A 26,621-nucleotide genomic window follows, 5' to 3' on the forward strand; every position below is an offset into this window, starting at 1 on the left:
ATTTGTAAAAGGATGATATGAATGATTTTGATCGAGGAGGCTAAAAAAGTACTGAATATTATCGAAGTAACACTAATGTTGATATAGTATAAATTTCTGAATCTGTTTCCCGTGTAGGGAAAACGAGTATTCCGATATTGAAATCAACGTTTTATGGAATAAAGACCCTACGGATGATGAACGACTTTACCCAATAAAGAAAGAGGGGGTAAAGTTCTCGACTTTTTCCCATTTGAAGATGAAGAATGGTCCGAATCGTATATAGTCTCTAACGTAAAATATGAAATAAGTAATTTTCGCACGATAACTTTTCAGCGGATCATCGATGACTTTCTAATCAAGCAAGAAGCAGATATTGAAAAACAAGTATTACTTGCAAGCCTAAAAGTGGTATTCCACTCATTGGTAAAGACATATTTAAAGCTTCAAGAAGACAAATTGATAGATATCCAACAGCACTCACAATAAATTTGATTAAAGAGTATAAAGAAGTAACAAATAGCTGGCATAGTAGATATGGATTACTAGCGCGAAATGATTGGTATATGTTACAACAAGTTCTTTTTTCAGTTGAAAAGAATATTTTAATATTATTATTTGTATTGAATAAAGAGTTTATTCAACACCCTGGTTTTGTATGGTTAAGGAAATCGGTCAACGCATTGAAAGTTAAACCATCAAATTTTCTCGAGTGGATAGAGAAAATCCATATAGGGCAATTAACTATGAAAGATTTACAAGAACTTGAAAAAATATTAGTAGAAACATATAGATTAATAGAAAGAGCGTATCCCGAGATAGATTTAAATGAAGCGAAACAAAAAAGTATGTTAACTTGCCCTACAAACAATAAACAGTCATTATAACTAAATAAATGGATGAATGGAGGAAAGTTCAATGGATTACGATGTGATTGTGGTTGGCGCAGGATTAGCTGGTTTGGTGGCAACGGCAGAAATAGCGGATGGTGGGAAGCGGGTATTACTTTTAGACCAAGAGCCAGAAGCATCCTTAGGTGGCCAAGCATGGTGGTCATTTGGTGGACTGTTTTTAGTCAATTCCCCTGAACAGCGTCGAATGGGAATCCAGGATTCTAAGGAGCTAGCATGGCAGGATTGGCAGGGGACAGCTGGCTTTGATCGGATAGAAGATGAGGACTATTGGGGATTGCAATGGGCTAAAGCTTATGTTGAATTTGCAGCAGGAGAAAAGCGGGCATGGTTACACAAGATGGGGGTTCGTTTTTTTCCAGTAGTCGGGTGGGCAGAGAGGGGGGGACAGTTAGCTGATGGCCCTGGTAACTCTGTACCACGCTTTCATATTGTCTGGGGAACAGGTCCAGGAATCGTTGAGCCATTTGAACGCCGAGTACGGGAACATATGAAAAAAGGCTTGGTCCAATATCAACCGCGTCACCGTGTGGAGCAATTAATAACAGACGGTAGTATGATTGTTGGATTAAGTGGCTCCGTATTAAAGGCTAGCCAAGCGAAACGTGGGGAAGGAAGTAATAGAGAAGTAGTGGGTCGCTTTAAATATGATACAAAACTCGTCTTAGTCGCTAGCGGGGGAATCGGTGCGAACATGGAGCTGATTCGTAAAAATTGGCCAAGTAGACTTGGAGAGCCACCTCAACAGATGATTTCTGGAGTTCCGGCACATGTGGATGGAAGGATGCTTTCGGTTACAGAGGCAGCAGGCGGAAGGATTGTGAACCGTGACCGCATGTGGCATTACACAGAGGGAATTAAGAATTGGCAGCCTGTATGGGAGAACCATGGGATTCGTATTCTTCCTGGACCATCTTCTATTTGGCTTGATGCAAATGGAAAACGTTTTCAAGCGCCTAACTATCCAGGTTTTGATACACTTAGTACACTAAAGGCAATTAAAAAAACAGGCTATGACTATTCTTGGTTTATTCTTTCTCATAAAATAATTGAAAAAGAGTTTGCCTTATCTGGCTCCGAACAAAATCCAGATTTAACGGGTAAAAGCATTAGTAAAGTGATTGGCAGAGCATTAAAACGTGTACCAACGCCTGTAAAAGCATTTATGGATAAAGGGGAAGATTTTGTTATTGCTAGTCAACTAGGTGATCTTGTCACTGCAATGAATAAACTTTCTGGCAATGATTTGCTGCGTGTGGATGAAATTGAGAGACAAATTCAAGCAAGAGACCGTGAGATTGATCATGCTTTTACAAAAGATTTGCAAGTGACAGCTATTAGAGGAGCAAGAAACTATCTGGGGGATAAATTAATACGAGTGGCTAAGCCTCATAAAATTCTTGATCCAAAAAACGGCCCGCTTATTGCCGTTCGTTTAAATCTCTTAAGTAGAAAAACACTAGGTGGTTTGCAAACCGATTTATCAGCAAGGGTGTTAAATGAAAAGGGATCCCCTGTTCACGGCTTATATGCAGCAGGAGAAGTAGCCGGCTTTGGCGGAGGTGGAGTGCATGGCTATCGCTCATTAGAAGGAACGTTTGTTGGTGGCTGTCTTTTTACAGGAAAAGTGGCAGGCCAAGCAATCGTGGCAGCATTAGATAATGAAACGATATGAGGAGCTTATACGATGACATATAGACTGACAAGACTTGCTAATGATGACGCAAAAGAACTGTTCAAATTTGAAAAAGTGAATAAACAATTTTTTTAAGAAAAGTGTTCCACCTAGACCTGTAAGTTATGAGATATATGAGCAGTTCCTACAAGTCTTAATAGAATTATTAGGGGAGCAAGCTGAAAATAAATCATTATTCTATCTTATTAGAAATGAAACAGATGAAATTGTCGGTAGAATAAATATTGTAGATATAGACTGGCGAGAGAAAAAGGGTTATCTTGGCTATCGCATAGGTGAGACATACACTGGGAAAGGGATAGCGAGTCATGCATTGCAAATTCTTCTACAGCAAAATAAGAAAATCAATCAATTCTTGGCCAAAACAACGAAAGATAATATTTCTTCTCAAAAAGTATTAGAGAGAAATAACTTTGTCATGCAAGGAGAAGAGGGAAATTTTATTTACTATCAGTGGGATCGGTAGTTGGATACAAGTTACTAGGTGAGAGGAGATTACGGCATTTATGTTTGAAAAAATAGGAAGGGGTGAGGGAGTTGTATAAAGAGAAACCAATGCTCTCATATAAATGATAACCTATCGACCCCAATTTTAATAAGGAAGAACAAAAAGATTTGGTTCTCCGGGGATTTATACCATATATTCAACTGCTTTTCTTGTGGATTTTGTGTGTCAACATGACATACCCCTATTTCCCCACACATCATTCTAATTTGCTTATTATCTTTCGAAGAAGCACATCTTTCAACTCTAGTATGTAGTCTTCAAAGAAGTCCAATTAACAAAATATTAATAATATTGTAACTTCAATTGATGTTAATTATGATATACCATAAATAAGTAGATACATAATTATTTCAAAGTGATTATTGCTTGCTAAAACTCATAGAAAGTCCTATCTAAGATTGGTATTAGCAGCTCTTATTAGAGTGTTGATATAGACAACCATTATAATGAGGAGGAATTCTATGTTGAAAAAGTCGTTGCTGTTCTCTTTGTCTCTTGTTTTATCATTGCTTGTTTTTCAGTATGATTTATTACCTGCTTCTGCTTTGCCTCCAGATTTGCCATCCAAATCTACTACCCAAGCACAACTTAATTCGTTAAATGTACAAAATGAGGGATCCATGAGTGGCTATAGTCGAGAAAAATTCCCTCACTGGATTAGTCAAGGGGATGGTTGTGATACAAGACAAGTAATCCTTAAGCGTGATGCCGACAATTATAGTGGTAATTGTCCAGTGACTTCAGGTAAATGGTATAGCTATTATGATGGCATCACTTTCAATGACCCCTCACAATTAGATATTGACCATGTCGTTCCACTCGCAGAAGCATGGCGTTCTGGGGCAAGCAGTTGGTCAACTGCTAAAAGAGAGGACTTCGCCAATGACCTCAATGGACCACAACTCATCGCAGTATCAGCCAGCTCCAATCGTTCCAAAGGTGACCAAGATCCATCCACATGGCAACCACCTCGTGCAGGTGCAAATTGTGCTTATGCTAAAATGTGGATCAATACAAAATACAATTGGAGTTTGCATTTGCAGAGTTCTGAAAAAACAGCTCTTCAAGGAATGCTCAATAGTTGCTCCTATTAAACAATCAACCAATGAAAGGAGTCAATTAAATGGATACAATCTCATCTGTGTTTAAGGCAACTCATGGTGTTATGACTACTGAGGTTGGTGTCATCAGTGGGGATCTTGAATTACGAACGACATCTGACAAAGAAGGTAACCTCACTCTTGCGATTACTTATCTAGATGCGGATGAATGGTACACACTTCCAGGGGGAAACTATCAGTTACATGACACTCGGGACCATGATGTGATACACCGGATGTTAATTGCAGTATTAAACAGGCAATAATCATAAATGTAATGTGGCGTTCTTGAATGTGGAAGTCGGCGTGAAGGTATTCAAGCTTTAATTAAATTGAAGGATAGCCATATTCAATAAACCATGGAAAGGAGTACCGATGTTTAATTGGCTAACTGAAATAGAAGGACATCCTTGTTCAATAGATAAGGGAGAAATAAAAGATTTCAGAATGAGGAAAATAATTGTAAAGAAAAGTCCGAAAACGATGAGTGCTGTTTGTCAGTTATTCGCCGCCGTGGATATCATTAATGAAGAGTCTAGTATGATGGTCTATCCAATACCTGATGAACAGGCGAGATTGCTTGTGATGGAGATGGCTGCTCCTCATTATGAGGAAATAAAAGAAACCATTATTGCTGGACGGGTAAAGGAAATGAATTTATTTCATTTGAAACCAGAATCAAGGATCATTATAGAAAAGCATCTCCAAAAGAATGGGTATCCGGCTATCCAAGATTTATATAGAAGAAAACGAATAAAACTCTCAGATACACCACAAAAAATAAAATATTATCTCATCAATAAAGAGAAAATCGCACAATTAAGCTCAAGAGAAACGGAAGAAGTTTTCTCCTTTTTTCATGCAACCTTTTTTGTTCAACAGGAATCGATTCTCCTTCAGCCTACTGGTTGGCAACTAGAGGATGAGTTAATCACATCTTATACTATTCGCACTTTTAGTAGAATGGCTGGAGATCTCGTTCTTTGGGTAAATGAAAATTCGAATGATGTAGTTGGATTAGAAGTGTATCGTAATAAAATTCCACTTCCAATTGTTTCTAATTTAAGCTAATATGAATGAGATAATAGATAATAGATAATAGATAATAGGAGAAGATGCTTATGTTTAACCGTAATCGTAATAAAAACGTAGAAACAGTTGACCAAGAAGTGGAAATAGATAATATTTATACCATATTACCCCCTCCAGGTACGATTATTGCTGAAGCAACAGAAGAAGAAATGGAGCAAGCAGCCGAATTAGAAATACGTCATATGGCTTTTATGAGATTACAAGAGATGTATGTACAGTTCGATGGTTCTTCTTATAAAGAATTATTGCAAGATTTCCAAGAGTTCGAAAGAGATTCAACAAAGTTTTGGAGAACAGTAGCAAAAAGACTGGCTGTTCCTTATGAATGGCCGATTAGAATTGATCATGCCAATGGCCCCATTTATATAGGTGAACATGAGGTAGTTGTCGAAGAAGAAGAAGAATAAAATAACTTGTTAGAGATAACCTATTACCTTCATGGATAATAGGTTTTTTTTGCGGATGGCAGAAATAATCATAGTAAATGGACAACTAATCACTAGATTAATCAGGTCGCCTTACTTCTACATTTTATTGTGGAGGATTTTTAAGGGTTAGAGTAATCCAGTATTCTCAAATGTTGTATAATCATTCATTGTATGCATTTTGACGTTAGTTGATTAATTTTATTAAAATTAATGTTAATATTGTCTTATAAATGTCATTCAAAGTAAAAGTTGAATGTGTTACTGTATAAGGAGGAAACGAAAATATACAGGTTAATAGTATAAATATTAATAAATAAGAATAGGTGGGGGAAACAACAAAGAGTATGCATACGATAAAAATAACCAACAACAGAGGACAATTAGTTGAGTGTATAGAATACGAGCAGGAGAAAGATTTTCATAGAGTCTTAGAACAATTTAAAAATAACCCAATTTATAAGGAATGCTTATTGGAAGAATCTAAAGGACAAAGGGTAGCGAGTTTAAAAGTGGATAGTGTGAATGGTAACATCCATCCTAACTAAGCAACTCTAGAATTGAATGAAAGTTCTGAACAAAGAATAAGCATCAGTTATTGTTTGAGGCAACAATAACTGATGCTTATTCTTTATTTCGTGTAGCGGTGATTACCTATGAAAAAGCAGATCCTACTCATGACGTTGACTTCTTCTTCGTTGTGACAAACAAAGCGACTAAGCAAAAGGCGGCAAATATGTTGAAACTAAAAGGATAGGAAGTCATTTCAATGGATATACCGGCGAGATAGGAACCTAATGATTGCCCGATTCCCAGTGCGAAAAAGGATAAACTTACTCCTAAAGCCGGCAAAACGGGAAAAATCCTCGTGGCCCAGACAATACATAGTCCCGTGAGGAAAACGTAGGTACTGCCAAATAGACCAGCCGAAAGGTAAATAGCCACAGCGCTTGGAATTGTTAATAGAAAGATAGACGTTGCTAGTAAAAAGACAAGTAATCGGTAAGACAGGGACAATCCCAGTTTTTGAATAAAGTTTCCTGAAACGCCTCCAAGTATGCCAGCCAATCCTATGATAATCCAGAATATCACACTTTCATTGATTCCTAGTCCATAGCTTGAAGTTATGAAGCTTCTTGAAAAAGTCCAGTAAATTGAAGAACTTCCGCCGATTAAAAGGGAAGCAACTAATAAATATTTAGCTGTTTTTATAGCAGATAGATATTTAATATTGTTATCTGATAACGATTCCTTTTTCTCATCAGGAGGAAGAGAAAAATGATTCCAAATCAATACAAGAGCAGCAATAACAGCAAATAGTAAGTAAGCTAATCGCCAATGATCAGTAAATAAAATAACGATGGGTCCGCTCAAAATAATACCAAAGCTGGTTCCACTATTGATCCATGTGTTTCCTTGGTCGAGCTTTTCTTTTGATAAAGTGTTTTGCACCATTTGACTTAATGCTGGAGAAGCTAATCCACTACCTAAACCAGCTATAAATAGGCTTATATTTAAGTATAAAATAGATGGCGCACTAGCCATCCCTAGTAGTCCAAAAACGGCTGTAAAACCAGCAAAGAGATTCACTTTCCGGTAGCCAAAATGTTTAATCAATAAGGCTGAAAGTAATAAAGCAAGTGCATAGGCGATAAATGCAATGGAACTCCCTAGCCCAGCTTCACCTTCACTCATGCCCAATGTATTCGAGATATTTGGGAGAAATAAGCCATAACTTAAGCGGGCAAGTGCATATGTGACAGCAATCATTGCTAATCCAGGTAGTATTACTTTTCTCATGTTTATTCACCTCATTCAAATAGATATAACGTTCATTATATTTTCTTGAAATAAAGAGCGAGACCCTCTATTCCGAAAACAAACTCGATACTGAATGATGAAATTCTGTTGCTACAGTCTCTATAGCAAATACTTCTGCCAAAGCGGTAGCTCCTTCAAATAACAATTCAAGCCTTAGTGCCTCGTTGCTATTCAATCCTTTACTTGTGAAAAAATCAATGAGCCGTCTTTTATGTTGTTCAGTAAAACTGACAATCTCACCATTAAATGAAGGTTCTAAAGAATACTCCTCTCTAGCCCGCAGAAACATACAACCATTTGAACCGTTTATTCTTAACCAATTGATGTGTGCCTCGGCTAATCGAATAGCTAAGTTGCCCTGATTGGATAAGGCATTTTCTAAAATGTCAAAATATCTTTCTTCTCTTCTACGTAACACTTCTAAAATAAGCGCTTCTTTCGATGCAAAGTGGTTGTACATTGTCATAAGAGCCACATTAGATTCTTTAATAATTTGTTTTAAGCCAACTGTATGAAAGCCGTGCTGATCAAATAATTTCTCTGATTTTTCAAGTAATTGCTCTTTCTTTTTACTCATTTACCCACACATCCTTTAGATATAACGTTCATTATATAAATAGTAAACCATTAAAAGGGGTTTTTCAATTAAGCTGATTCGTTTGGATAAAGGAGGTAGGAACATAACAAAATGAGCTAAAATCAAAAACGAACAATTACAAATTATGATTTATAAAACTCCTTTTACCAAAAATTCCATTGCCCTCGCGTACACTTGCTTCCCGCGGGGAGGGGCTTGAGCCTCCTAGGGCATTACCTGCGGGATCACAAGCTCCCCCTCTATTTCCCACAGGAGTCGAGTGTCTTCCGCTCCGGTCCACTATTTACTTCATATAAAAAGATAAATTACAAAAAACCCGAATGATTAGCTGTTAGATATACCTAATCATTCGATAAATCCTTAGCTAGCATACTGATATCCTAACCTCTTTTCCTTCTTACTTTTCTTGCATTCTTTTTACATTCTCTGAATGATACGGTGAATCTTTTACTTCATTTACTACACTAAATGGATTACCATCTATATCGAAAAAATCGAAGAACGCCATCTCTCCCATATGTTGAATATCAGTCGTTATGACTCCATTTTTATTAAAATACTGATGAACTGTTACGATGTTATCCACGACAAAATTATAATAGGCGTTTTTTTGGTTATCTTGTATAGTGAATTCCGTCGGTTGTGGACGATTCACTTTGATTAAAGCTAACTGAGTTGACCCAGTAGGTAAATAAAATCCCGCGCCCCCTTCCCAAACGTCAATTTTCGTCGCACCTAAGTATTTTACGTACCATGAAGAAGATTTTTCAATATCTGACACAGGAATAAAAATGCTACCGACTTTAAACATAGGTTTCCTCCTAAAAAATTGGCTTAATTATAATAATAATACAAAAAGTGAAATATTTTAAATTTTTAAATATCAATTGATTTAAATATGTATGATTATCTATTCGGTGTAGATGATATGAATGAAGATGTATGTTAAAATATACGAACAATTGTTCTTTTTAGGAGGGTTATGATGAGAAAAGTAGTACTATATATTGCTCAAAGTTTAGATGGTTATATCGCAACAAAAGAAGATTCACTAGATTGGTTATTTAGTGTGGAGTCAGAAGGAGATAATGGCTACGGTGAGTTTATCAACGGTGTGGATACAATCTTAATAGGAAAGCGTACGTATGATTGGGTAATGGAACAAGAAAAGGGAGAATTTCCATACAAGGATAAGGAATGTTTTGTGTTCTCCCGATCAGTGAATGAAGATACGGAATATGTGAAATTTATTCATCCAGATATTAAAGCATTTACAAATCATTTGAAAAATGGTGAGGGAAAAAGCATATGGCTAATCGGTGGGGGTGACTTACTTTATACATTCTTACAGGAAAATCTTATAGATGAAATGATTGTTACTGTTGCACCAAGAATCATTGGTGAGGGCATTCCCCTTTTTAAGGCAGGTGATTATCAATTCAATCTTTCTTTAATAAGCACGAGAACCTTTAATCAATTTGTTGAATTACATTATGTTGTGGAAAGGTAATGTTTCGAGAATTAATGTTCTGTCAAAATCATTCAATCGTGTTTAATTAAAAAGGTTTTGACAGTATTAATTGTATTTTTCCCGGCACTTGTGAAGGTAATGATATGGCAAAAAGAAAATGTTGAACCATCTGACATAGTATAAGTGCCATCCGCTGACGCAAGTTTTCCATGGGTGATAATTCGCTCAATATGTAGAGATAAAACATGATTATTTTCAGTGTTAGCAAAGAAATGAAATAGGCTCTCTTTGCCAATGATTGACTGATGGTTCACTCGTTGCCATTGGATATCCTCTGACAAATAGTGAGAACCTTGGGAGGGATCTTTACGAGCAAAAGCATGTATCATTTCTTTAATCGTCTCTTTTTTTGGTGCATTGCTACAATCTTTTGGGTAAGTAAAGGTAAAGTCCATTATACTTTCACTCCTTTTTATGTATCTTACCGGATTTTTTGCCTGATTGACAAATCTATGGAGAACATAATATAGTTATTATTAATAAAAGAAGGGAGGATCATTAAAAATGACTGCAAGTATGAGATTACGCCACGTTACTTTGAACAGCTAATTGAATAATGTTCAAAGGCTCTGTTTTCATAAACAGGGTAAACGGGAGTAGTCTGCACATTTTTAATGGTTTTCATCGTGATAATTTCGAACAGAAAACGCAGATTGTCTGTGTTTTTTTGTTATCTCTAAAACAAATACCACCATATACGTTTACCCTAAACACAGACAACCGAGCGCGTCTGTGTTTTTTTATGATCACATTCCTTTAATCACTCAACTAAAGGAAGTGGCAGCGTGGGACAATTAACATTAGAAATAAAAAATATTGAGGTGACATATCTAGATCGTATTATTTTAGAGATTCCTTATTTATCAGTCTACCAGTATGATCGAATTGGGATTGTTGGGAAGAATGGTAGTGGTAAAACGACCCTATTAAAGCTTATGTATGGGGATATCTATCCTTTAAAAGGAAGTGTGAGTAAACAGATTGACTTTGGCTACTTTGAGCAAAAAGAAGTGCCGGAAACAAGGCAAGCAGACGGAGAGTTATTATCAAGGTTATCCGTACCAAATGAGGATGTGAATCATTTAAGTGGTGGTGAACAGACACGATTAAAACTTGCTCAACTTTTTTCCACCTATTATGAAGGATTGCTTATCGACGAACCGACAACCCATCTGGATAGTGAAGGCATAGATTTTTTAATAGATGAGCTTATGTATTATTACGGTTCGCTCATTATTATTAGTCATGATAGATACTTGCTCGATCAATTGGTAACAAAAATATGGGAAGTTGAAGATGGACACGTAACAGAATATGTGGGCAACTATTCTGACTATGAGTCACAGAAACAACTAGCTCACAATCAGCATATTCAAGCATTTGAACAATATAAGAAAGAAAAACAAAGATTAATTCAAGCAGCGGATGAAAAAATGAAGCAAGCAGAAAAAGTGAATCAAGCCAATCGTTCAATGTCGAAAAAAGAGGCAAAAGCAAAAGCGAACCGAATGTTCATGACGAAATCAAAAGATACAAGTCAAAGGAACATTCATCGTCAGGCGAAGGCAATAGAACAAAGAATAGATCAGTTAGGAGAGGTAAAGACACCGGAAGTTGATCGTGTGCACCACTTCCCACAATCAAAAATTCTTCAAATGCATAATAAATACCCAATAATGGGAGATAGAGTCTCTTTATCTGTTGATGGCAAACGATTATTAACACATGCCAGTTTCCAGTTCCCATTAAGAAAGATCATTGCCATTGAGGGAAGGAATGGTTCCGGTAAAACGGTTTTACTTAAACATATCGTCTCCAATGGGGATGGAATAGTTCTATCTCCTAATGTATCATTTGGTGTTTATCATCAGCATAATTATTTATTAGAAGGTGTACAAACGGTTTTAGCATTTATGAATGAAAACAGTGTATATGCTGAAAGTAAAGTTCGTACAGTCCTTCATTCTATGGGTTTTGAAGGGAATGACTTGCAGAAATCGGTAATGACCTTAAGTGGTGGAGAATCAACCAGACTTGTATTATGTCAGCTATTTTTAGGAAGTAATAATGTACTCATCTTAGATGAACCAACCAATTTTCTAGATATAAGAGCCATACAAGCATTGGAAAGTTTTCTTCATGCATATGAAGGGACTGTACTGCTGGTAAGTCATGACCGAACTTTCGTGAAAAGAGTGGCGGATCATATTTTTAAAATTGAAGAGCAACAAATAAAACAAGTGAAATAAAGGAGAGATAAAAATGGATAAAAAAGAAGTGAAAAGACTAGCTAACAAACATGGATTAATGATTGATGAGGAAGAAATTAAAATAAATGAATCAGGTATGGATTTCTTAGTTGCACATGTTGTGGATAAGGAAAATAATCAGTGGATATTACGTATACCACGCCGTGAAGATTCAATGACTCGTTCAAAACAGGAGCATGCGGTACTTGAAGTACTTTATAAACATACGAGCATTAAAGCACCGCATTGGGAGGTTTTTACGAATGATTGTATGGCCTACAAACAATTAGACGGTATACCAGCTGGCACAATCGATCATGAGATACAAAACTATGTTTGGAGCTTCGATAAGGAAAGTGATTTGACAAGGTATCACGCAACGTTAGGTGAAATACTGGCAGAACTTCACCGAACGCCGATCCCCTATGTGAAAGATATTGGTATTAAAATTTTTAATAGTTCCCAAGCAAAAGAGGAAATGAGTTCAAGAATGAATAAGGTAAAGGAGATTTATGGGGTAAGCGATGAACTTTGGAGACGTTGGCAGAAGTGGTTGGCGAATGATCGCCTATGGCCCAATCATACAGGATTGCTTCACGGTGACGTGCATCCAGGGCATATTCTTGTGAATAAAGAGAAAGAGGTAACAGGATTGATAGACTGGACTGAAGTAGCTGTCGGTGATGTATCTATAGACTTTACTTCTCATTATTTAATTTTTGGAGAAGAGGGGTTAGATGCAGTCATCTCAGCTTATGAAAAAGCGGGCGGCAGGACATGGCCATTTATGAAAGAGCATATCATCGAACTTGTCAGTGCAGCAGCCGTTGGAGTAGCTGAATTTGCTCAACTCTCTGGCTTGGAGGAAATGGAGAAGATGGCAAAAACGATGCTTGGTGTAGATGGGGATAATGAGGAGAGCAGCAAATAAATCCTAGAGATACTCAACAAGCGAGCAAAGACTGTGAAAAGATTTGCTCGTTTGTTTTTACTATCATTCGTTTGAAATCTACAATCGTCATTTGAAAACAGGGTGAAGCAACATACGACGATTATCCGTAGGTGATCCATAGTTGAACTGAACCATTAAGAATAATGAAGGTAATAGAAGAATAATGTCGAATCCCACATAGGAAGAACAGCAAATGGAGGTTTTTCGGGTGGCACATTTACTCTATCAACTCTGTATTCAGGGCGAGATCACACAAATCTATCAACAATTAATAAGAAAGGAGCATCGTACTGCAGAAGAGGAAGCCATGTTGAAAAGTTATCAACAGCGCTTCTTTCAGAAGAATGAACCTTTTCAACATGTTGATAAGTGGATAGCAAATGTAGTTAATTGTTATCACAGCTATTTTATAGATGTTTTAACTAGGAGAAAAGATGTTTCTCAAGCGGAAAGTGATCTATTAATAGGTTTAGGTAAATCAACATTTAGCCATGCTCAGTCGATGGAAGAAATAGAAGAAGAGCTGAGACAAATATTTAAAGAGAAAGGCTATTCATTCGTCGGAGGAAGGACATTTCCACATTATGGTCCATATATTTGGCAAACTACAGAAAGTAAAAAGGTAGATGTTGAACTTTTAAATGAAATAGAAACGGTTCAAGTATTTTTCCTCGATGATTTTTTGATGCTGGGTTGGCTAGACTATGCCACTTTTGGAGAAATAGGAGCAGGTGGATGGGCATCGAAGGAAGGGATCTATTGTATACTTCCTCGCTATAGAGAATATTTAAATGAAGATCAGTACCTCGTTTCATTTTTAAAGCATGAAGCTCAACATATCAACGATTATAAACATTATCCGAATTTAAGCGGGAAGGAGCTGGAGTATCGCGCAAAATTAATCGAGCTCATCTATTACTCAGACCATCGTTTGCTAGAAAGGTTAATCCATCAAGCCATAAATAATGATATTCCACATAACTATGCATCTTACCAAATCATGCAGCAACTATCTACATTCTTTTTCAAGAAAAATGAACAAAAAGATATGGATAAATGGTTGAATATACATTATAAGGAAATCTGTCAATATGGGAGAAAGCTATATTGTCAACATACAGATATATTGAAAGGGTTAAGAACAGGAGGTTAGAACAGTCTTTAAAAAGTTAGCTTATTTTATTATTTTATTTAGCTGGGGTGTATTATTTAGTTATTTTTATAACCTTTTGATGCCAAAGAGCTGGCTTTATCTAGTCATTGGTATACCAGCCCTTTATTTTAGTACAAGTTTTTTAATAGATAGAATGAAAGGTGAAAAAACTCCTTGAAGCGAAAGTTTTATAAACTTTATTCTAATGTTTGTAGGTCATCGACAGTAATAAATCGATAGCCTTCTTCTGTTAAAGCTTTTAAAATTTCTTCGATCACTTGAAGTTCGTCACCAGATTGATCATACATTGGATGAAGGAGAATAATAGAACCAGGGTGGATTGCTTCTAATACATAGTCGATTTTTTCCTCTGGTGTAGTGAAAAAAGTATCAGGTTCAATATTCCATGTAATCGTTTCTTTTTCTTGTTGCTTGAGATAATAAGGTAAGAATACTAATTTTTTGCCGTTTGGTGGTCTAAAGTCTATCTCGCCTTTATATCCCGCTTCATGGATGAGTTCATCGGTTTTATCAATTTCCTCTTTAATAAATGTCGGTGACTTGAAAATCATTCTTGCATGTGAAAATGTATGATTACCAACTTGATGATCAGCTTCAATAATTGCTTTCGTTTCTTCGGGAAACTTCTCTATATCTTGACCAATCAGAAAGAAAGTGGCCTTTGCATTGTATTGTTCCAATAAGTGAAGAACCTGTTCCACATTTTTAGTTGGACCATCATCGAAAGTAAGAGCAACTACTTTTTCATCGGTTTCAATGCTATTTGTTATGTTTCCGAATAATTGATATGATCTTGCATTCATTAATTCATAGCTACCGAATAAAAGCAAACAAAGTAACAGTAACGACAAAGGGATTTTAAGATATGTTTTTTTTCTCACATTACTATTTCCTCACATTTTAGATTTCATTAGTCTTGATTATAACAAAAAAATGAAAAAGGACTGAAACTATTTCCGTGTAGATCCGTATAACATAGTAGAACATTGCAAAAACGAAAGGGGATACTCCATGGGAGAACTATTTATATTCTCACTTATAATCGCTGTGGTAAGCGCAGTTATTTTGTTTCCAATCTTATCTTTATTTCAAAAGGGGGAAGAAAAGAAAAAAAGCCCTTCAATTAACGGGTTCCTTTTTATCTTCATTCTCCTCTTTATTATTATCTTTAGTATTTACTACTTCACTAATTTAGATCGCAATATGAATGGTCTTGTTATCGGTTTAACAGTGTTAGCTGTACTTGGCGGTTTCTTTGCTAAAGGTATAGAACGTAAGGTTAAATTAGTACTAGGTTTAATAGGTATCATAGCTATCGCTTATATGTCTTTCGCATTTGTCTTTAATGCAGATAAGAAATTTGAAAAAGCACAAATGCAGGTCGAAGAAGAAATTGAAACATTTGATGAGAATGAAACACCAGCAAGTGTGCCGCCTGATTTTGCTCGTAATAAAATGAAGAAAGCTTTTGGGCAAGTGCCAAACACGAGCTATTATGAACTTGGGAGTTTACAAATACAAAAAGTAGATGGGCAATATGTGTATATTGCACCAGTAGAATTTTCCGGTTTCTTTAAATGGATACAAGGTGATACTACACCAGGGTATTTTACTGTAAGTGCAACAGACTCTAGTGCCAATCCAAAGTTTATTAAATCGGAAATGGCTTATACACCATCTTCCTTCTTAAACAAAGATATTTATCGCCAGATTCGAATGCAATACCCTGATTATATTTTCTATGGTGATGTGCAATTAGAAATTGATGATGATGGTAAGCCTTTTTATATTCGCACCTATGGTGAATTTATTAGCGCAAGAAACGGTTTTAATCCATTGGGGATAGTGATGGTTGACCCGTTAACAGGAGCTGCTAAGCAATATAAATTAAAAGATGTACCTGCTTTTATTGACGGAGCTGTTTCGCCGGAGACAGTTAGCTTGCATAATAGCTACTTCGGAAAATATGTGAATGGCTACTGGAATAGTTTATTTGGAAAATCTGATGTGAAGTTACCATCAGATGAAGGTACAGAAGCGAATGTGAGTCCTATTTTTGATGAAAAAGGCGATATGTATTATTTCACTGATTTCACCAGTCCGAAAGAGGGCGTTGACTCTATGCTAGGATATTCTTTGACGAACTCTCGAACAGGTGAAGCGACTTATTATACGGGGAATCTTGAAGAGTCTTATATGGATTCTCAAGGGGCATTACAAATTATCGAAAAGAAATTCATTGAGAAAAAATGGTATGGTAAAATGCCAATCCTATATAATTTCTATGGTGAAGCAAGCTGGTTAACACCGGTATTAGATACAAATGGCTTCTTGCAAAACTATTTTATCGTTTCAGCTGCGAATCCGGAAATTGCTGTTTATGCTAGTACACCAAATGATGCATTGAAGCAATATAAAACAGCTCTACAACGTGGTAGTGGAAGTGTTGAAGGAAGCTCTAGTGCTGAAGAAGTCCAATTAACAGGAAAAGTAGTTAGGGTATATAAAGAAAGAGTAGGGGAATCAACAAACGTATCCTTCCTTTTGGAAGATGGTAAGAATTTCATTGCCTCTACTGAAAACAATCCGCTAGCGATCTATTTGCAAGAAGATGATGAAGTAGAGATGACCTATTTAAATACAGGTGAAATGTTTTTACCTGTTAAAGAAATGACCATTAATGGATTAGAATAACAATGCTTTACTTAAAACGTGCACAATTCTGTTATGAAAACAGAATTTGTGTGCGTTTTTTTATTTGGTAGCCAATTTCATCTATTTAACCATTGTCTAACTATTTTTTACTCTTTCTTTAGTGAGGATGGTTTTTCACCCGTTATTTACTAAATTATTTTATGAATAACAAATTTATAGAGGATTAATAGGTTGAAATCGAGGAATTTAGGAAAAATAAGTATGCAGTAACTGCCTGAGACATTATAAAAGAGATTTGCCGTTTAGAGAAGAGAACATGGGACTCCGCCCATCCTGAACAGCTCGCTATGGGATTTCTTTGTTTTGCTACTGCTTCATGTGTGAACAAAATTTTGTTACGCATCATGCAAAAAAGGGGAGTCGAAAGGATTGGAATTGTTATTACCATATTTAGGTGTATTAATCGTTATCATCTGTCTTGAAGGATTACTTGCTGCTGATAATGCGGTCGTATTAGCATTAATGGTCAGTCATTTACCTGAGAAACAACGGAAAAAAGCCTTATTTTATGGCCTAGTTGGTGCAATGGTTCTTCGTTTCGGGTCATTATTTATTATTTCTTTCTTAGTGAACGTCTGGCAAGTTCAAGCCTTAGGTGCGATATATTTATTAATCATGTCAATTAAAAATCTATATACTTGGTTGAGAATGAAAAAGAACAATCATTCTCAACAACAGGAAGAAGTCATAGAAGAAGCTACTCAGAAAGAGTTTTGGTGGACTGTATTTAAAGTAGAATGTGCAGACTTAGTCTTTGCCATTGATTCTATTTTAGCTGCCGTTGCTTTAGGTGTAACCTTACCTGAAACAGATTGGGGTCATATTGGTGGACTGAACACAGGGCATTTCCTTGTTGTATTTATTGGTGGACTGATCGGTGTCCTTCTCATGCGTTTTGCTGCTAATATCTTTGTTGATTTACTTCATAAACGTCCGAACCTTGAGGGGGCCGCTTATCTGATTGTCGGTTGGGTAGGTGTGAAGCTACTCGTAATGGTCCTTTCACACGAAGACATTGCTTGGTTACCAGAAGGATTTGCCCATTCAGCCCTTTGGCAAATCATATTTTATGGCATATTACTTGCGATCGCAGTAATAGGTTGGTTTTCTTCTAGTAAAAACCCAGCATGAGTTGTGTTTATAGAGGATGTTTTAAGTACATGCTAAAAAAGAAAAGCAGTGGATATAATGAAGTATTCATATCCACTAAGAAATTTGTTGTGTCTTAATTAATGGGAAGGATAATCCTCACTTTTGTCCCCACACCGACATCACTGTGTACTTTAATTGACCCTCCATGAAGTTTGACGAGTTGTTTAGTGATTGCCATTCCTAATCCGGTACCAGTAGAAGAATCAGTCGTATTTGTCCCACGATAGTAGCGATCAAACAAGTTATCTAATGTTTCATCGTCCATACCAATTCCATTATCCTCAATGGTAATGATGACCAATCTCTCTTCTAACGTCTGCGTCGTAATCGTTATAGTCGTTCCTTTTGGGTTGTATTTCACAGCATTCATAATGAGATTATCTAAAATTCTTTGGAACCATTTAGGATCGAGAGAAATAATCAATTGCTTTGTTTCTGATTGCAGATCAAAAGTATAGGCATACTCATCTTGCATATTCATTGTCTGAATAATTGTCCTACGTATCGTTTCGTTCAATTCTATTGATTCTTCTATAATAGGTAAACTGTTATTCTGTAAACGATAAGTTAAAGTTAGGTCTTCGATAAGCTCCATCATGTAATGGGATTTCTCATCGATTGTGTCAATGAAATGTTTTTTTTCATCTAGGCTCCATTGATATTGATCGGAATTTAACATTTTTGTGTAACCTACAATAGAAGAAAGCGGTGTTTTCAAGTCATGTGATAAGCCACTAATCCAGTCTTCTCTTGTTTTAGCTTGTTTTTTTCGCATTTTTTCATTTTCTTCTAGTTGGATGGTTACAGCAGAGAGTGTTTCCATTACTTCTTTATAAAGTCTATATTTATGCTTAATAACTCCAGACTTATTATAGAGCTTTTGTTGATGTCTAATATTTGTAGGAGACGTATATTGTTTATTCCCTAAATTTTCAATCCATTGGATCACTGTCGTTACAGGTGATGCGAACTTACGCGAATATAAAAAGCCACTAATAATAAAAGTGAGTAATAAAGCGATTAGGAGAGCGATCAGTGGATATTTTAAATGATATATAAACGTTGTTGCTTCAACATCCTCTTTTATCGGATTAGGGACAGAGACAATGAGTGTCTTATTAGATTCCTGATTGGAAATACTCTTTGTCAAAAAGCTATTATTGTTACCTAATTGATAAAGTTCTTTAATAGACAGTCTCTGCTCATTGTTGAAGGTATTCAAGACTGTCCCATCCAGTGTAGATAAAAACACGGATCCATCTACACTCATTACTTCATGTTGAAGATCCCTTGGTAATTGCAATTCATCTGTTGTCCAGTTCATATGTGAGGCGATTTCATCAATGAGCTTCTCAGCTTTATTTCTTTGCCCAAACATGACAATGAGTGGCTGTTCACTATCATTATATAACTGCCAACTATAATATCGATCGTAATCCTCCTTATGATCTATCAAAGCTGAGAAGTTCATTTCTAACTCTTTAGGCGAGTATAAATGCTTTATTAGCTGCCCTTTATTATCAAATATTAATAACCATCCAGATTGCTTTTTTACTAGCTCTTTTAACTCTGATTGGATGGTGACATGCCCATTGTTTAGTTGTATTTGATCCTCTAAAAATAGTTCGTCAGCTTTCCCAACATTCCCTTCAATCTCCGCCTTTGATAAATAATAACCAAAGAAAACAGTAAAGGTTAAAAGAATAAAAGAAATGAAGATAAAATAAAAAAACAACTGCAAAAGAAATTGAGTAATAAAACGTCGATGAATACTCATTTTGGGGTATCCCTACTAACAAACTTATAGCCAAGCCCTCGTACAGTCACAATCCATTTTGGATCACTAGGATTGTCTTCGATTTTCTCTCTTAACTTTCGAATATGAACCATTACCGTATTATCTTCTCCTAAGTAAGGCTCCCCCCAAACTTGCTCATAAAGCTGTCCTTTACTGAATAGTTGATTAGGGTGCTTACATAAGAAAACGAGTAATTGGAATAATTGAGCTGAGAGATCGATTTTTGTCTTGTTCTTATATACTTCACCTGAATGAATGTTGATCTCAAGGGAGCCAAAGTTGAATTGCTTTAATTTTTTTGATGGTAAATGAGTTTGTTGTCTACGTAAATGGGCAAGTATCCGTGCCACGACTTCAAGTGGATTAAAGGGCTTAGTAATATAATCATCAGCGCCTAAGGCAAAACCTGATAACTTATCTAGATCGGATGCTCTCGCCGTTAGAAAAAAAATGGGTGCATTAGTGATCGCACGTATACTTGGACAGATGTCAAAACCACTTTTACATGGAAGCATCACATCTAAAAGGATTAAATCATACTCGTTATTTTCACATAATGATAAAGCATCTTCTGCTGTGCCAGTCGTATGTATATGGTTAAAGCCTTCTTTTTTTAAAATCGTCACTAACATCGTACAGATTGACTGTTCATCGTCTACTATTAATAGTCTGCTATCATACAATTTCTATCATCCCCTAGCTAGTATTCCGCATATATCATATCATTTTTAAGAAGCGATTGTGGAAATTTAAGGTAGAATTAAGGTGATGTTACTCATTAGGTAAGGTGAGTCTATTATAGTAGTTCGTAAGGAGGGAATAACATTGATGGCAATTACAAAGAAGGAATTCTTTCAATTATTCAAAAGTGTGAAATCGATTATTATGATTGTTGTTCTTTTAGTCAGTTCTTATTATTTTGCAAAGTATACGGAGCAATTAGTACCAATTCTGGAGTTAGAACAAACTTCAAGTTGGTATGCGGGTGGTCTACTGATAATCTTGCTACTTTTTGGTCCATTATTCGTGATGTCATTATCACATGATGTCTTAAATCGAGAATTGAGTGAGCGTACGATGCGCTTTCTTGTCACGAAGACATCCAAAGCAAATATTCTGTTTGGTAAATTTTTAGGAGTATGGATTTTTTGGTTTGTCTGTTTTACTGTCTGTTATGTAATAACGTTGTTTTATTCTAAGTCATTTGATGGGCGATTATTTTTGGAAACAGTAAGTTTATTAACTTACCTTGTCGTTATTACATTATTGTTATCAATTGTCATTAAGAGTCCACAATATACAATGTTTATTGGTGTGATTTTTGGGATGGCCTTTTCAATCTTTCAAATGGTTATATTAGAATCTACAGCATGGTATAGCTATCTAAAATATTTGATGCCGCTATTCTATATGCAAGACGAAGATTTTAAGTTTCTTATCGTTTTTTTACAAGCTGCTGTTATGTATAGTATGACTTATTTTATTTTTAAAAGGACGGATTGTTAAATGAATGTGATAGAAACGAGAGATATAGTAAAGCGCTTTGGTAAAGTCGATATTGTAAAAGGGATAAACTTAAAAGTAGAAGAAGGAGAGGTTTTCGGTTTTCTTGGTAGAAATGGGGCAGGAAAATCTACTTTTATAAATATATTAACAGGTATTCTTCGACCAACTTCTGGCTCATTTAGTATTCTAGGAGAAAAGGTACCAAATGAAGAAGTGAAAAAAAGAATCGGAGTATTGCCTGACTATACGGCATTCTATCATCATATGAATGCAATTGCTCATTTAAAATATTTTGCCAATATTTCTGGAAAAAAAGTGACGACTGCAGAATGTTTACGTGTCTTAAAATGGGTTGGACTTGGTTTAGATGCGAATAAAAGAGTGGGTAAATACTCATTTGGGATGAAGAAAAAACTAGGGTTAGCTCAAGCGATTATTCATGATCCGGAAGTATTATTTTTAGACGAACCAACCTCGGGATTAGATGTTGAATCTGCGATAGAAATTCAACAATTAATCATTAAGTTAAAGGAAATGGGGAAAACGATATTTTTAACTTCGCATAATTTATATGAAGTTGAAAAGCTCTGTAACAGAATTGGAATTATGAAAGATGGCAAGCTACAGAAACTTGGTACAATTGCTGAACTTAAAGCGTATTACCGGTCGAAGCTGATTGTGACAATGAAACATTCAATTTTTCCGCAAGATCAAGAACATACGGTCATCCAATGGTTAAATAATATGAGTGAAGAGATACAACGAGAAGATGAGAAAACAATAATAACTTTAGAAAAGGAGGAACAAATTGCTCAAATTGTAAGAGCTTTTAACCAATATAAAATTGATATTTTTCGTATTGAGGTAGATGAGCCTAGCCTTGAGGAAGTATTCTTAGAAGGATAGACCGGATTTTAAGTATCATAAAGGTAGCCTATAAAACCATTCTTGGTTCGGGCTACCTTTTATTTTTTACATTTGAGCTAAAGAAAAAATTAACAAATAATTTCAAAATAACACTAGATTTTTTTTTCATTCCATCCTATAATGAAAATGATTCTCATTATCAAACAGAATCTCTGAATGAAAATCGTTTTTTATATGGGAATGTTAGTGGCAGCAACTGTAGGGAAGGTTGAATAGTAATGAGTGAGAAGCATCTTTGTATAGGGTTATCATTATCACCTACTTGGTTAAATGGCTGGGGTTGGCGCAAAAAAGATAGTAGTGCAGAACGTATATTTTCTGCTGATTTTTACATAGAGCTGACGAAAAAAGCAGAAGAAGCAAAGTTGGACTTTGTATTCAAACCAGATGCATTATTTTTGCATCCAGAAAGAGTCAATATATCACCAGCGATGGGAGGATTAGATCCGACATTGTTGATGACGATGCTAGCAGAGCACACAAGTCAGATTGGATTGGTCACAACTGTTTCGACTACTTTTAACCCACCATACGTGATTGCAAGGCAATTACAGACTCTTCATCGATTAAGTGAAGGAAGAGCAGGGTGGAACATTGTCACTTCTATTGAAGGTGGAGATAATTTTGGCCATAAGAATATGCCTTCTTCAGAGGAAAGATATAATCGTGCGAAAGAGAGCGTAGATGTTATTCATAGGTTGTGGAGGAGTTACCCTGCTGAAGCTTTCTTAGTTGATCGGGATGAAGGGATATTTGCTGATAAAGATAAAATTCATCCAATTGATTATCAAGGTGATTTCTATGATGTGAGAGGACCGCTGAATTTACCTGCTCATCTTGCTGGAGAATTACCATTATTTCAAGCAGGTGCTTCTGATGCTGGGCGTGAGTTTGCTTCTGGTGTAGCATCAGGAATCTTTGCTGCCACACCTACAATCGAATCAGCGATAAGTTATCGTCAAGATTTGCGCAATCGTGCAAAGTCAAAAGGTAGAAAAGCTGATGATATTGTTGTATTACCAGGATTATCACTTTTCTTAGGAAATACAACTGCTGAAGCAAAAGCGCTTTATCGTGATGCTTTTGCACATCTAAGTCTGGAGCAACAATTGGCAATGGTACGGCGTATACTGGGCCTGGATCTGAGTGGATTTGCTAAAGATGACAAAGTAACTGCAGCGCACATACCGCATAATGATCGACAAGTGTATAGCAAAACACATGCAGGACTGTTAAAAGATTACATTATCAAAAATGAACCAACAGTTCAGCAATTACTATCAAGGCCAGAGGTTATCAGTTCGGCTCATTGGATAATCATCGGCACAGTCGAGGAGGCTGCACAGCAGATTGAATACTGGCTGGATAAAGGAGCAATGGATGGTTTTATTGCTTTACCAGGTGGTTCAATAAGGTCACTACAACTATTTTTCGATAAGCTGCTACCATTACTTGTAGAAAAAGGATTGTTCAGAGAAGAGTATGAAAGTAATACATTTATAACAAATCTAACAAAGAAGAAGAACTAGAAGGAGAGAATAATAGTGAATAGAAAGTGGATGTTAGCTAGTTTAATGATGTTCATCATGTTAGTATTAGCCGCTTGTGGTGGAGGTAGTAGTGAAGAGTCAAATGCTTCGAACAAAGAGGAAGATGATGCAAAAACCGAAGAAAGCAGTGAAGATGGTACAAAAACAATTGAGTACTTAGGTAAATCATACGAAATCCCTGCTAATGCAGAGCGAATCGTAATTACTGGTGCCATGGAAGCAATGGAAGATGCGTTAGCATTAGATGTACATCCAGTGGGTGCTATTTCAGTTGGAGGAGAATTTCCTGAAATTTATACTTCTATCACAGATAAAGCTGAATCTATCGGTGAAAAAAGACAACCGAACTTTGAAAAAGTGCTTGAGTTACAACCAGATGTTATTTTAGCAACATCTAAATTCCCTGCAGATGTAACAGAGAAATTAGAGAAAATTGCTACGACTATTCCTGTTTCTTATATCTCTACTGATTGGGAAGCAAACTTAAAGTTAATGGGTGAGATTTCTGGAAAAGAAGATAAAGCAGAAGAAGTATTAAATGCATATAAAGAAGATGTAGAAACTGCAAAAGCATCTATTGCTGGAGAATTAGAAGGTAAAAAAGTAGCAGCTGTACGTATCCGCGCAGGTCAAGTATTTGTTTATCCACAAGATGTATTCGTCAATCCTGTTTTATATAGTGAATTAGGATTAGAAGTACCAGCAGAGATTGAAGCAGCAGAGAACCAAGCACAACTTTCAATTGAGCAGTTAGCAGATATGAATCCAGACCACCTATTCATCCAATTTGCTGAAAGTGAAAATGCAGAGGCGAAAAACGCTTTAGAAGATTTACAAAACGATCCTATTGTGAAAAACATTACGGCATTTAAAGAAGATCAAGTATATGTAAATACGATTGATCCACTATTAGAAGGCGGCCCTGCAAATAGCCGTGTTGAATTTTTAAAAGCATTACAAGAAGATTTATCTAAATAATATCGCAGGAATAAGGAATATCATCAAAAGATGATAGTACTCTAGCAGTTATTGTCCCATATACACACCATCCATATTTTTTTTCGCTCTCGCCTATGGACCCCCTTTCCGACGTGCTGAGCTATATATCCATTATGGACAATAATTGACTAGATTACCTTTTTCTATATAGAATTTCGAGGCCACCCAATATTTTGGGTGGCCTCATTTGTCTCTGCCGGTATTTAATCATTTTCTAAAAAGAAGGCGTGTTTGCAAGTCACTCAGAAAGGAATCCGGGGATGAGTGCCTCGCAAAAGGTGTTTGCAGGTCACTCAGAAAGAAACTCGGGGATGAGCGCTTCGCAAAAGGTGTTTGCAGATCACTCAGAAAGGAAACTGCGGATGAGCGCCTCGCAAAAGGTGTTTGCAGATCACTCAGAAAGGAAACTGCGGATGAGCGCCTCGCAAAAGGTATTTGCAGATTACTCAGAATGGAAACTGCGGATGAGTGCTTCGCAAAAGGTGTTTGCAGGTCACTCAGAATGGAAACTGCGGATGAGTGCTTCGCAAAAGGTGTTTACAGGTTACTCAGAATGGAAACTGCGGATGAGCGCCTCGCAAAAGGTGTTTGCAGGTTACTCAGCAAGAAACTCGGGTATGAGCGCCTCGCAAAAGGTGTTTGCAGGTCACTCAGAAAGGAACTCGCGGATGAGCGCCTCGCAAAAGGTGTTTGCAGATCACTCAGAATGGAAACTGCGGATGAGCGCCTCGCAAAAGGTGTTTGCAGGTCACTCAGCAAGAAACTCGGGGATGAGCGCCTCGCAAAAGGTGTTTGCAGGTCACTCAGCAAGAAACTCGGGGATGAGCGCCTCGCAAAAGATGTTTGCAGGTTACTCAGCAAGAAACCCTGAGATGAGCGCCTCGCAAAAGGTGTTTGCAAGTCACTCAGCAAGAAACCCTGAGATGAGCGCTTCGCAAAAGGTGTTTTCAAGTCACTCAGAAAGAAACTCGTGGATGAGCGCTTCGCAAAAGGTGTTGGCAGATTACTCAGCAAGAAACTGCGGATGAGCGCTTCGCGAAAGGTGTTAGCAAGTCACTCAGCAAGAACCCCGGAGATGAACGCCTCGCAAAAGGTATTTGCAGATCACTCAGAATGGAAACTGCGGATGAGCGCTTCGCAAAAGGTGTTTGCAGATCACTCAGAATGGAAACTGCGGATGAGCGCCTCGCAAAAGGTATTTGCAGATCACTCAGAATGGAAACTGCGGATGAGCGCCTCGCAAAAGGTGTTTGCAGGTTACTCAGCAAGAAACTCGGGTATGAGCGCCTCGCAAAAGGTGTTTGCAGGTCACTCAGCAAGAAACTCGTGGATGAGCGCTTCGCAAAAGGTGTTTGCAGGTCACTCAGAAGCAAACCTAGAGTTGAGCGCTTCGCAAAAAGTGTTTGCAGGTCACTCAGAAAGGAACTCGTGGATGAGCGCCTCGCAAAAGGTGTTTGCAGGTTACTCAGAAAGGAATCCGTGGATGAGCGCTTCGCAAAAGGTGTTTGCAGGTCACTCAGAAGCAAACTCGGAGATGAGCGCCTCGCAAAAAGTGTTAGCAAGTCAACTCCGAAAGAAACCCTGGAATGAGTGCCTCGCAAAAGGTGATCTGAGTATAATTTTTATCTTTGGAACAAGTTCCAAATAAATGAGCCCGTAATTAATAGTTTCTTACTATAGAAAAATTATATAATGATATTAATTTATTATTACTTATTTTACTATATTTACAATTATATGGATTATTAATCATTACAATGGTAAAGATCGTTGCCCTTAAAAAATTATTCGAAAGTATAAGCGACGAAAAACAGACAGTATCTTGAATCTACCAAGAAATAATTCGCCATTTAAATAAGACCACAAAAAATATTAGCAAGGTTTATATATTACGAAGTGAGCGAACTATTTTACAAGAATAAAACCCGAGTACGCAAG

General features: G+C 36.7%; 26 protein-coding genes. 19 read left to right on the top strand and 7 right to left on the bottom strand.

All coding sequences use genetic code 11. The features are described 5' to 3' along the window. Window positions 1-470 precede the first annotated feature (470 nt). The 7 genes from MKX67_RS04380 (at window position 471) to MKX67_RS04410 (ending at window position 5,693) form a co-directional block, all read left to right on the top strand. Entirely contained in the window at window positions 471-866 is a 396-nt protein-coding gene (locus MKX67_RS04380) for a hypothetical protein (protein WP_342488911.1), read from the top strand. 31 nt (window positions 867-897) lie between these two features. Continuing rightward, window positions 898-2,565: an FAD-binding dehydrogenase gene (locus MKX67_RS04385; protein WP_342488912.1), complete on the top strand. Its 1,668-nt coding sequence runs from the start codon at window positions 898-900 to the stop codon at window positions 2,563-2,565. Window positions 2,566-2,722: 157 nt separating this feature from the next. Further along, on the top strand, window positions 2,723-3,052 hold the full coding sequence (locus tag MKX67_RS04390) for a GNAT family N-acetyltransferase (protein ID WP_342489256.1): 330 nt from the start codon (window positions 2,723-2,725) through the stop codon (window positions 3,050-3,052). 503 nt (window positions 3,053-3,555) lie between these two features. Beyond that, complete coding sequence (locus tag MKX67_RS04395; protein WP_307314891.1) at window positions 3,556-4,188, top strand: HNH endonuclease family protein; 633 nt, start codon at window positions 3,556-3,558, stop codon at window positions 4,186-4,188. A gap of 29 nt (window positions 4,189-4,217) precedes the next feature. Then, window positions 4,218-4,460, top strand: coding sequence for a hypothetical protein (locus MKX67_RS04400; RefSeq protein ID WP_095370485.1), 243 nt, complete (start codon window positions 4,218-4,220; stop codon window positions 4,458-4,460). Window positions 4,461-4,569: 109 nt separating this feature from the next. After that, a complete protein-coding gene (locus MKX67_RS04405; protein WP_341098609.1) occupies window positions 4,570-5,265 on the top strand; it encodes a hypothetical protein in 696 nt (231 codons plus the stop codon). Between the two features lie 50 nt (window positions 5,266-5,315). Then, entirely contained in the window at window positions 5,316-5,693 is a 378-nt protein-coding gene (locus MKX67_RS04410; RefSeq protein ID WP_322910092.1) for a hypothetical protein, read from the top strand. Between the two features lie 693 nt (window positions 5,694-6,386). Here the strand turns inward: MKX67_RS04410 and MKX67_RS04415 are convergent. From MKX67_RS04415 to MKX67_RS04425, 3 genes are all read right to left on the bottom strand, one after another. Next, window positions 6,387-7,511, bottom strand: a complete 1,125-nt coding sequence (locus MKX67_RS04415; protein ID WP_342488913.1) for an MFS transporter — start codon at window positions 7,509-7,511, stop codon at window positions 6,387-6,389. Window positions 7,512-7,578: 67 nt separating this feature from the next. Beyond that, entirely contained in the window at window positions 7,579-8,109 is a 531-nt protein-coding gene (locus tag MKX67_RS04420; protein ID WP_322910090.1) for a TetR/AcrR family transcriptional regulator, read from the bottom strand. Window positions 8,110-8,527: 418 nt separating this feature from the next. After that, on the bottom strand, window positions 8,528-8,941 hold the full coding sequence (locus MKX67_RS04425; RefSeq protein WP_095370479.1) for a VOC family protein: 414 nt from the start codon (window positions 8,939-8,941) through the stop codon (window positions 8,528-8,530). Window positions 8,942-9,115: 174 nt separating this feature from the next. Here MKX67_RS04425 and MKX67_RS04430 point away from each other — a divergent pair, with 174 nt between their 5' ends. After that, on the top strand, window positions 9,116-9,640 hold the full coding sequence (locus tag MKX67_RS04430) for a dihydrofolate reductase family protein (RefSeq protein ID WP_307314872.1): 525 nt from the start codon (window positions 9,116-9,118) through the stop codon (window positions 9,638-9,640). Between the two features lie 32 nt (window positions 9,641-9,672). On the opposite strand, the gene MKX67_RS04435 is transcribed toward MKX67_RS04430, so the two are convergent. Next, the gene (locus MKX67_RS04435; RefSeq protein ID WP_307314869.1) at window positions 9,673-10,056 is read right to left on the bottom strand and encodes a nuclear transport factor 2 family protein; all 384 of its coding nucleotides are present in this window, start codon (window positions 10,054-10,056) and stop codon (window positions 9,673-9,675) included. A 390-nt stretch (window positions 10,057-10,446) separates the two neighbouring features. Here MKX67_RS04435 and MKX67_RS04440 point away from each other — a divergent pair, with 390 nt between their 5' ends. From MKX67_RS04440 to MKX67_RS04450, 3 genes are all read left to right on the top strand, one after another. Beyond that, window positions 10,447-11,910 (top strand): Msr family ABC-F type ribosomal protection protein, encoded by a 1,464-nt coding sequence (locus tag MKX67_RS04440; protein WP_307314868.1) that lies wholly within the window; start codon window positions 10,447-10,449, stop codon window positions 11,908-11,910. A 13-nt stretch (window positions 11,911-11,923) separates the two neighbouring features. After that, a complete protein-coding gene (locus MKX67_RS04445) occupies window positions 11,924-12,841 on the top strand; it encodes a macrolide 2'-phosphotransferase (RefSeq protein WP_328198463.1) in 918 nt (305 codons plus the stop codon). Window positions 12,842-13,070: 229 nt separating this feature from the next. Continuing rightward, window positions 13,071-14,015 (top strand): hypothetical protein, encoded by a 945-nt coding sequence (locus tag MKX67_RS04450; RefSeq protein WP_157733787.1) that lies wholly within the window; start codon window positions 13,071-13,073, stop codon window positions 14,013-14,015. 197 nt (window positions 14,016-14,212) lie between these two features. Here the strand turns inward: MKX67_RS04450 and MKX67_RS04455 are convergent, their stop codons facing one another. Next, window positions 14,213-14,917: a polysaccharide deacetylase family protein gene (locus MKX67_RS04455; protein ID WP_342488917.1), complete on the bottom strand. Its 705-nt coding sequence runs from the start codon at window positions 14,915-14,917 to the stop codon at window positions 14,213-14,215. Between the two features lie 130 nt (window positions 14,918-15,047). On the opposite strand from MKX67_RS04455, the gene MKX67_RS04460 reads away from it, so the two are divergent. Both MKX67_RS04460 and MKX67_RS04465 read left to right on the top strand, forming a co-directional pair. Continuing rightward, a complete protein-coding gene (locus MKX67_RS04460) occupies window positions 15,048-16,730 on the top strand; it encodes a hypothetical protein (RefSeq protein WP_095370472.1) in 1,683 nt (560 codons plus the stop codon). 390 nt (window positions 16,731-17,120) lie between these two features. Next, window positions 17,121-17,882, top strand: coding sequence for a TerC family protein (locus MKX67_RS04465; protein ID WP_095370471.1), 762 nt, complete (start codon window positions 17,121-17,123; stop codon window positions 17,880-17,882). Between the two features lie 94 nt (window positions 17,883-17,976). Here the strand turns inward: MKX67_RS04465 and MKX67_RS04470 are convergent, their stop codons facing one another. Then, a complete protein-coding gene (locus tag MKX67_RS04470) occupies window positions 17,977-19,680 on the bottom strand; it encodes a HAMP domain-containing sensor histidine kinase (RefSeq protein ID WP_342488921.1) in 1,704 nt (567 codons plus the stop codon). Beyond that, window positions 19,677-20,384, bottom strand: a complete 708-nt coding sequence (locus tag MKX67_RS04475) for a response regulator transcription factor (RefSeq protein ID WP_095370469.1) — start codon at window positions 20,382-20,384, stop codon at window positions 19,677-19,679. Before MKX67_RS04475 ends, MKX67_RS04470 begins: the two co-directional genes overlap by 4 nt. Before the next feature lie 145 nt (window positions 20,385-20,529). Here MKX67_RS04475 and MKX67_RS04480 point away from each other — a divergent pair, with 145 nt between their 5' ends. The 6 genes from MKX67_RS04480 (at window position 20,530) to MKX67_RS04505 (ending at window position 26,331) form a co-directional block, all read left to right on the top strand. Then, window positions 20,530-21,207, top strand: a complete 678-nt coding sequence (locus MKX67_RS04480; protein ID WP_095370468.1) for an ABC transporter permease subunit — start codon at window positions 20,530-20,532, stop codon at window positions 21,205-21,207. Further along, window positions 21,208-22,113 carry an ABC transporter ATP-binding protein gene (locus MKX67_RS04485; protein ID WP_289432908.1) on the top strand — a complete coding sequence of 302 codons (906 nt, stop codon included), beginning with the start codon at window positions 21,208-21,210 and terminating at the stop codon, window positions 22,111-22,113. A gap of 239 nt (window positions 22,114-22,352) precedes the next feature. After that, the gene (locus tag MKX67_RS04490) at window positions 22,353-23,663 is read left to right on the top strand and encodes an NtaA/DmoA family FMN-dependent monooxygenase (protein ID WP_095370466.1); all 1,311 of its coding nucleotides are present in this window, start codon (window positions 22,353-22,355) and stop codon (window positions 23,661-23,663) included. A 15-nt stretch (window positions 23,664-23,678) separates the two neighbouring features. Next, complete coding sequence (locus MKX67_RS04495; RefSeq protein ID WP_095370465.1) at window positions 23,679-24,662, top strand: ABC transporter substrate-binding protein; 984 nt, start codon at window positions 23,679-23,681, stop codon at window positions 24,660-24,662. Window positions 24,663-24,943: 281 nt separating this feature from the next. Then, window positions 24,944-25,711: a hypothetical protein gene (locus MKX67_RS04500; RefSeq protein WP_322910084.1), complete on the top strand. Its 768-nt coding sequence runs from the start codon at window positions 24,944-24,946 to the stop codon at window positions 25,709-25,711. Beyond that, complete coding sequence (locus tag MKX67_RS04505) at window positions 25,654-26,331, top strand: hypothetical protein (protein ID WP_322910083.1); 678 nt, start codon at window positions 25,654-25,656, stop codon at window positions 26,329-26,331. The genes MKX67_RS04500 and MKX67_RS04505 overlap by 58 nt, the downstream gene beginning before the upstream one ends. Window positions 26,332-26,621 lie beyond the last annotated feature (290 nt).

Source organism: Cytobacillus sp. FSL W7-1323, from assembly GCF_038595015.1.
GTDB lineage: Bacteria > Bacillota > Bacilli > Bacillales > Cytobacillaceae > Cytobacillus > Cytobacillus kochii.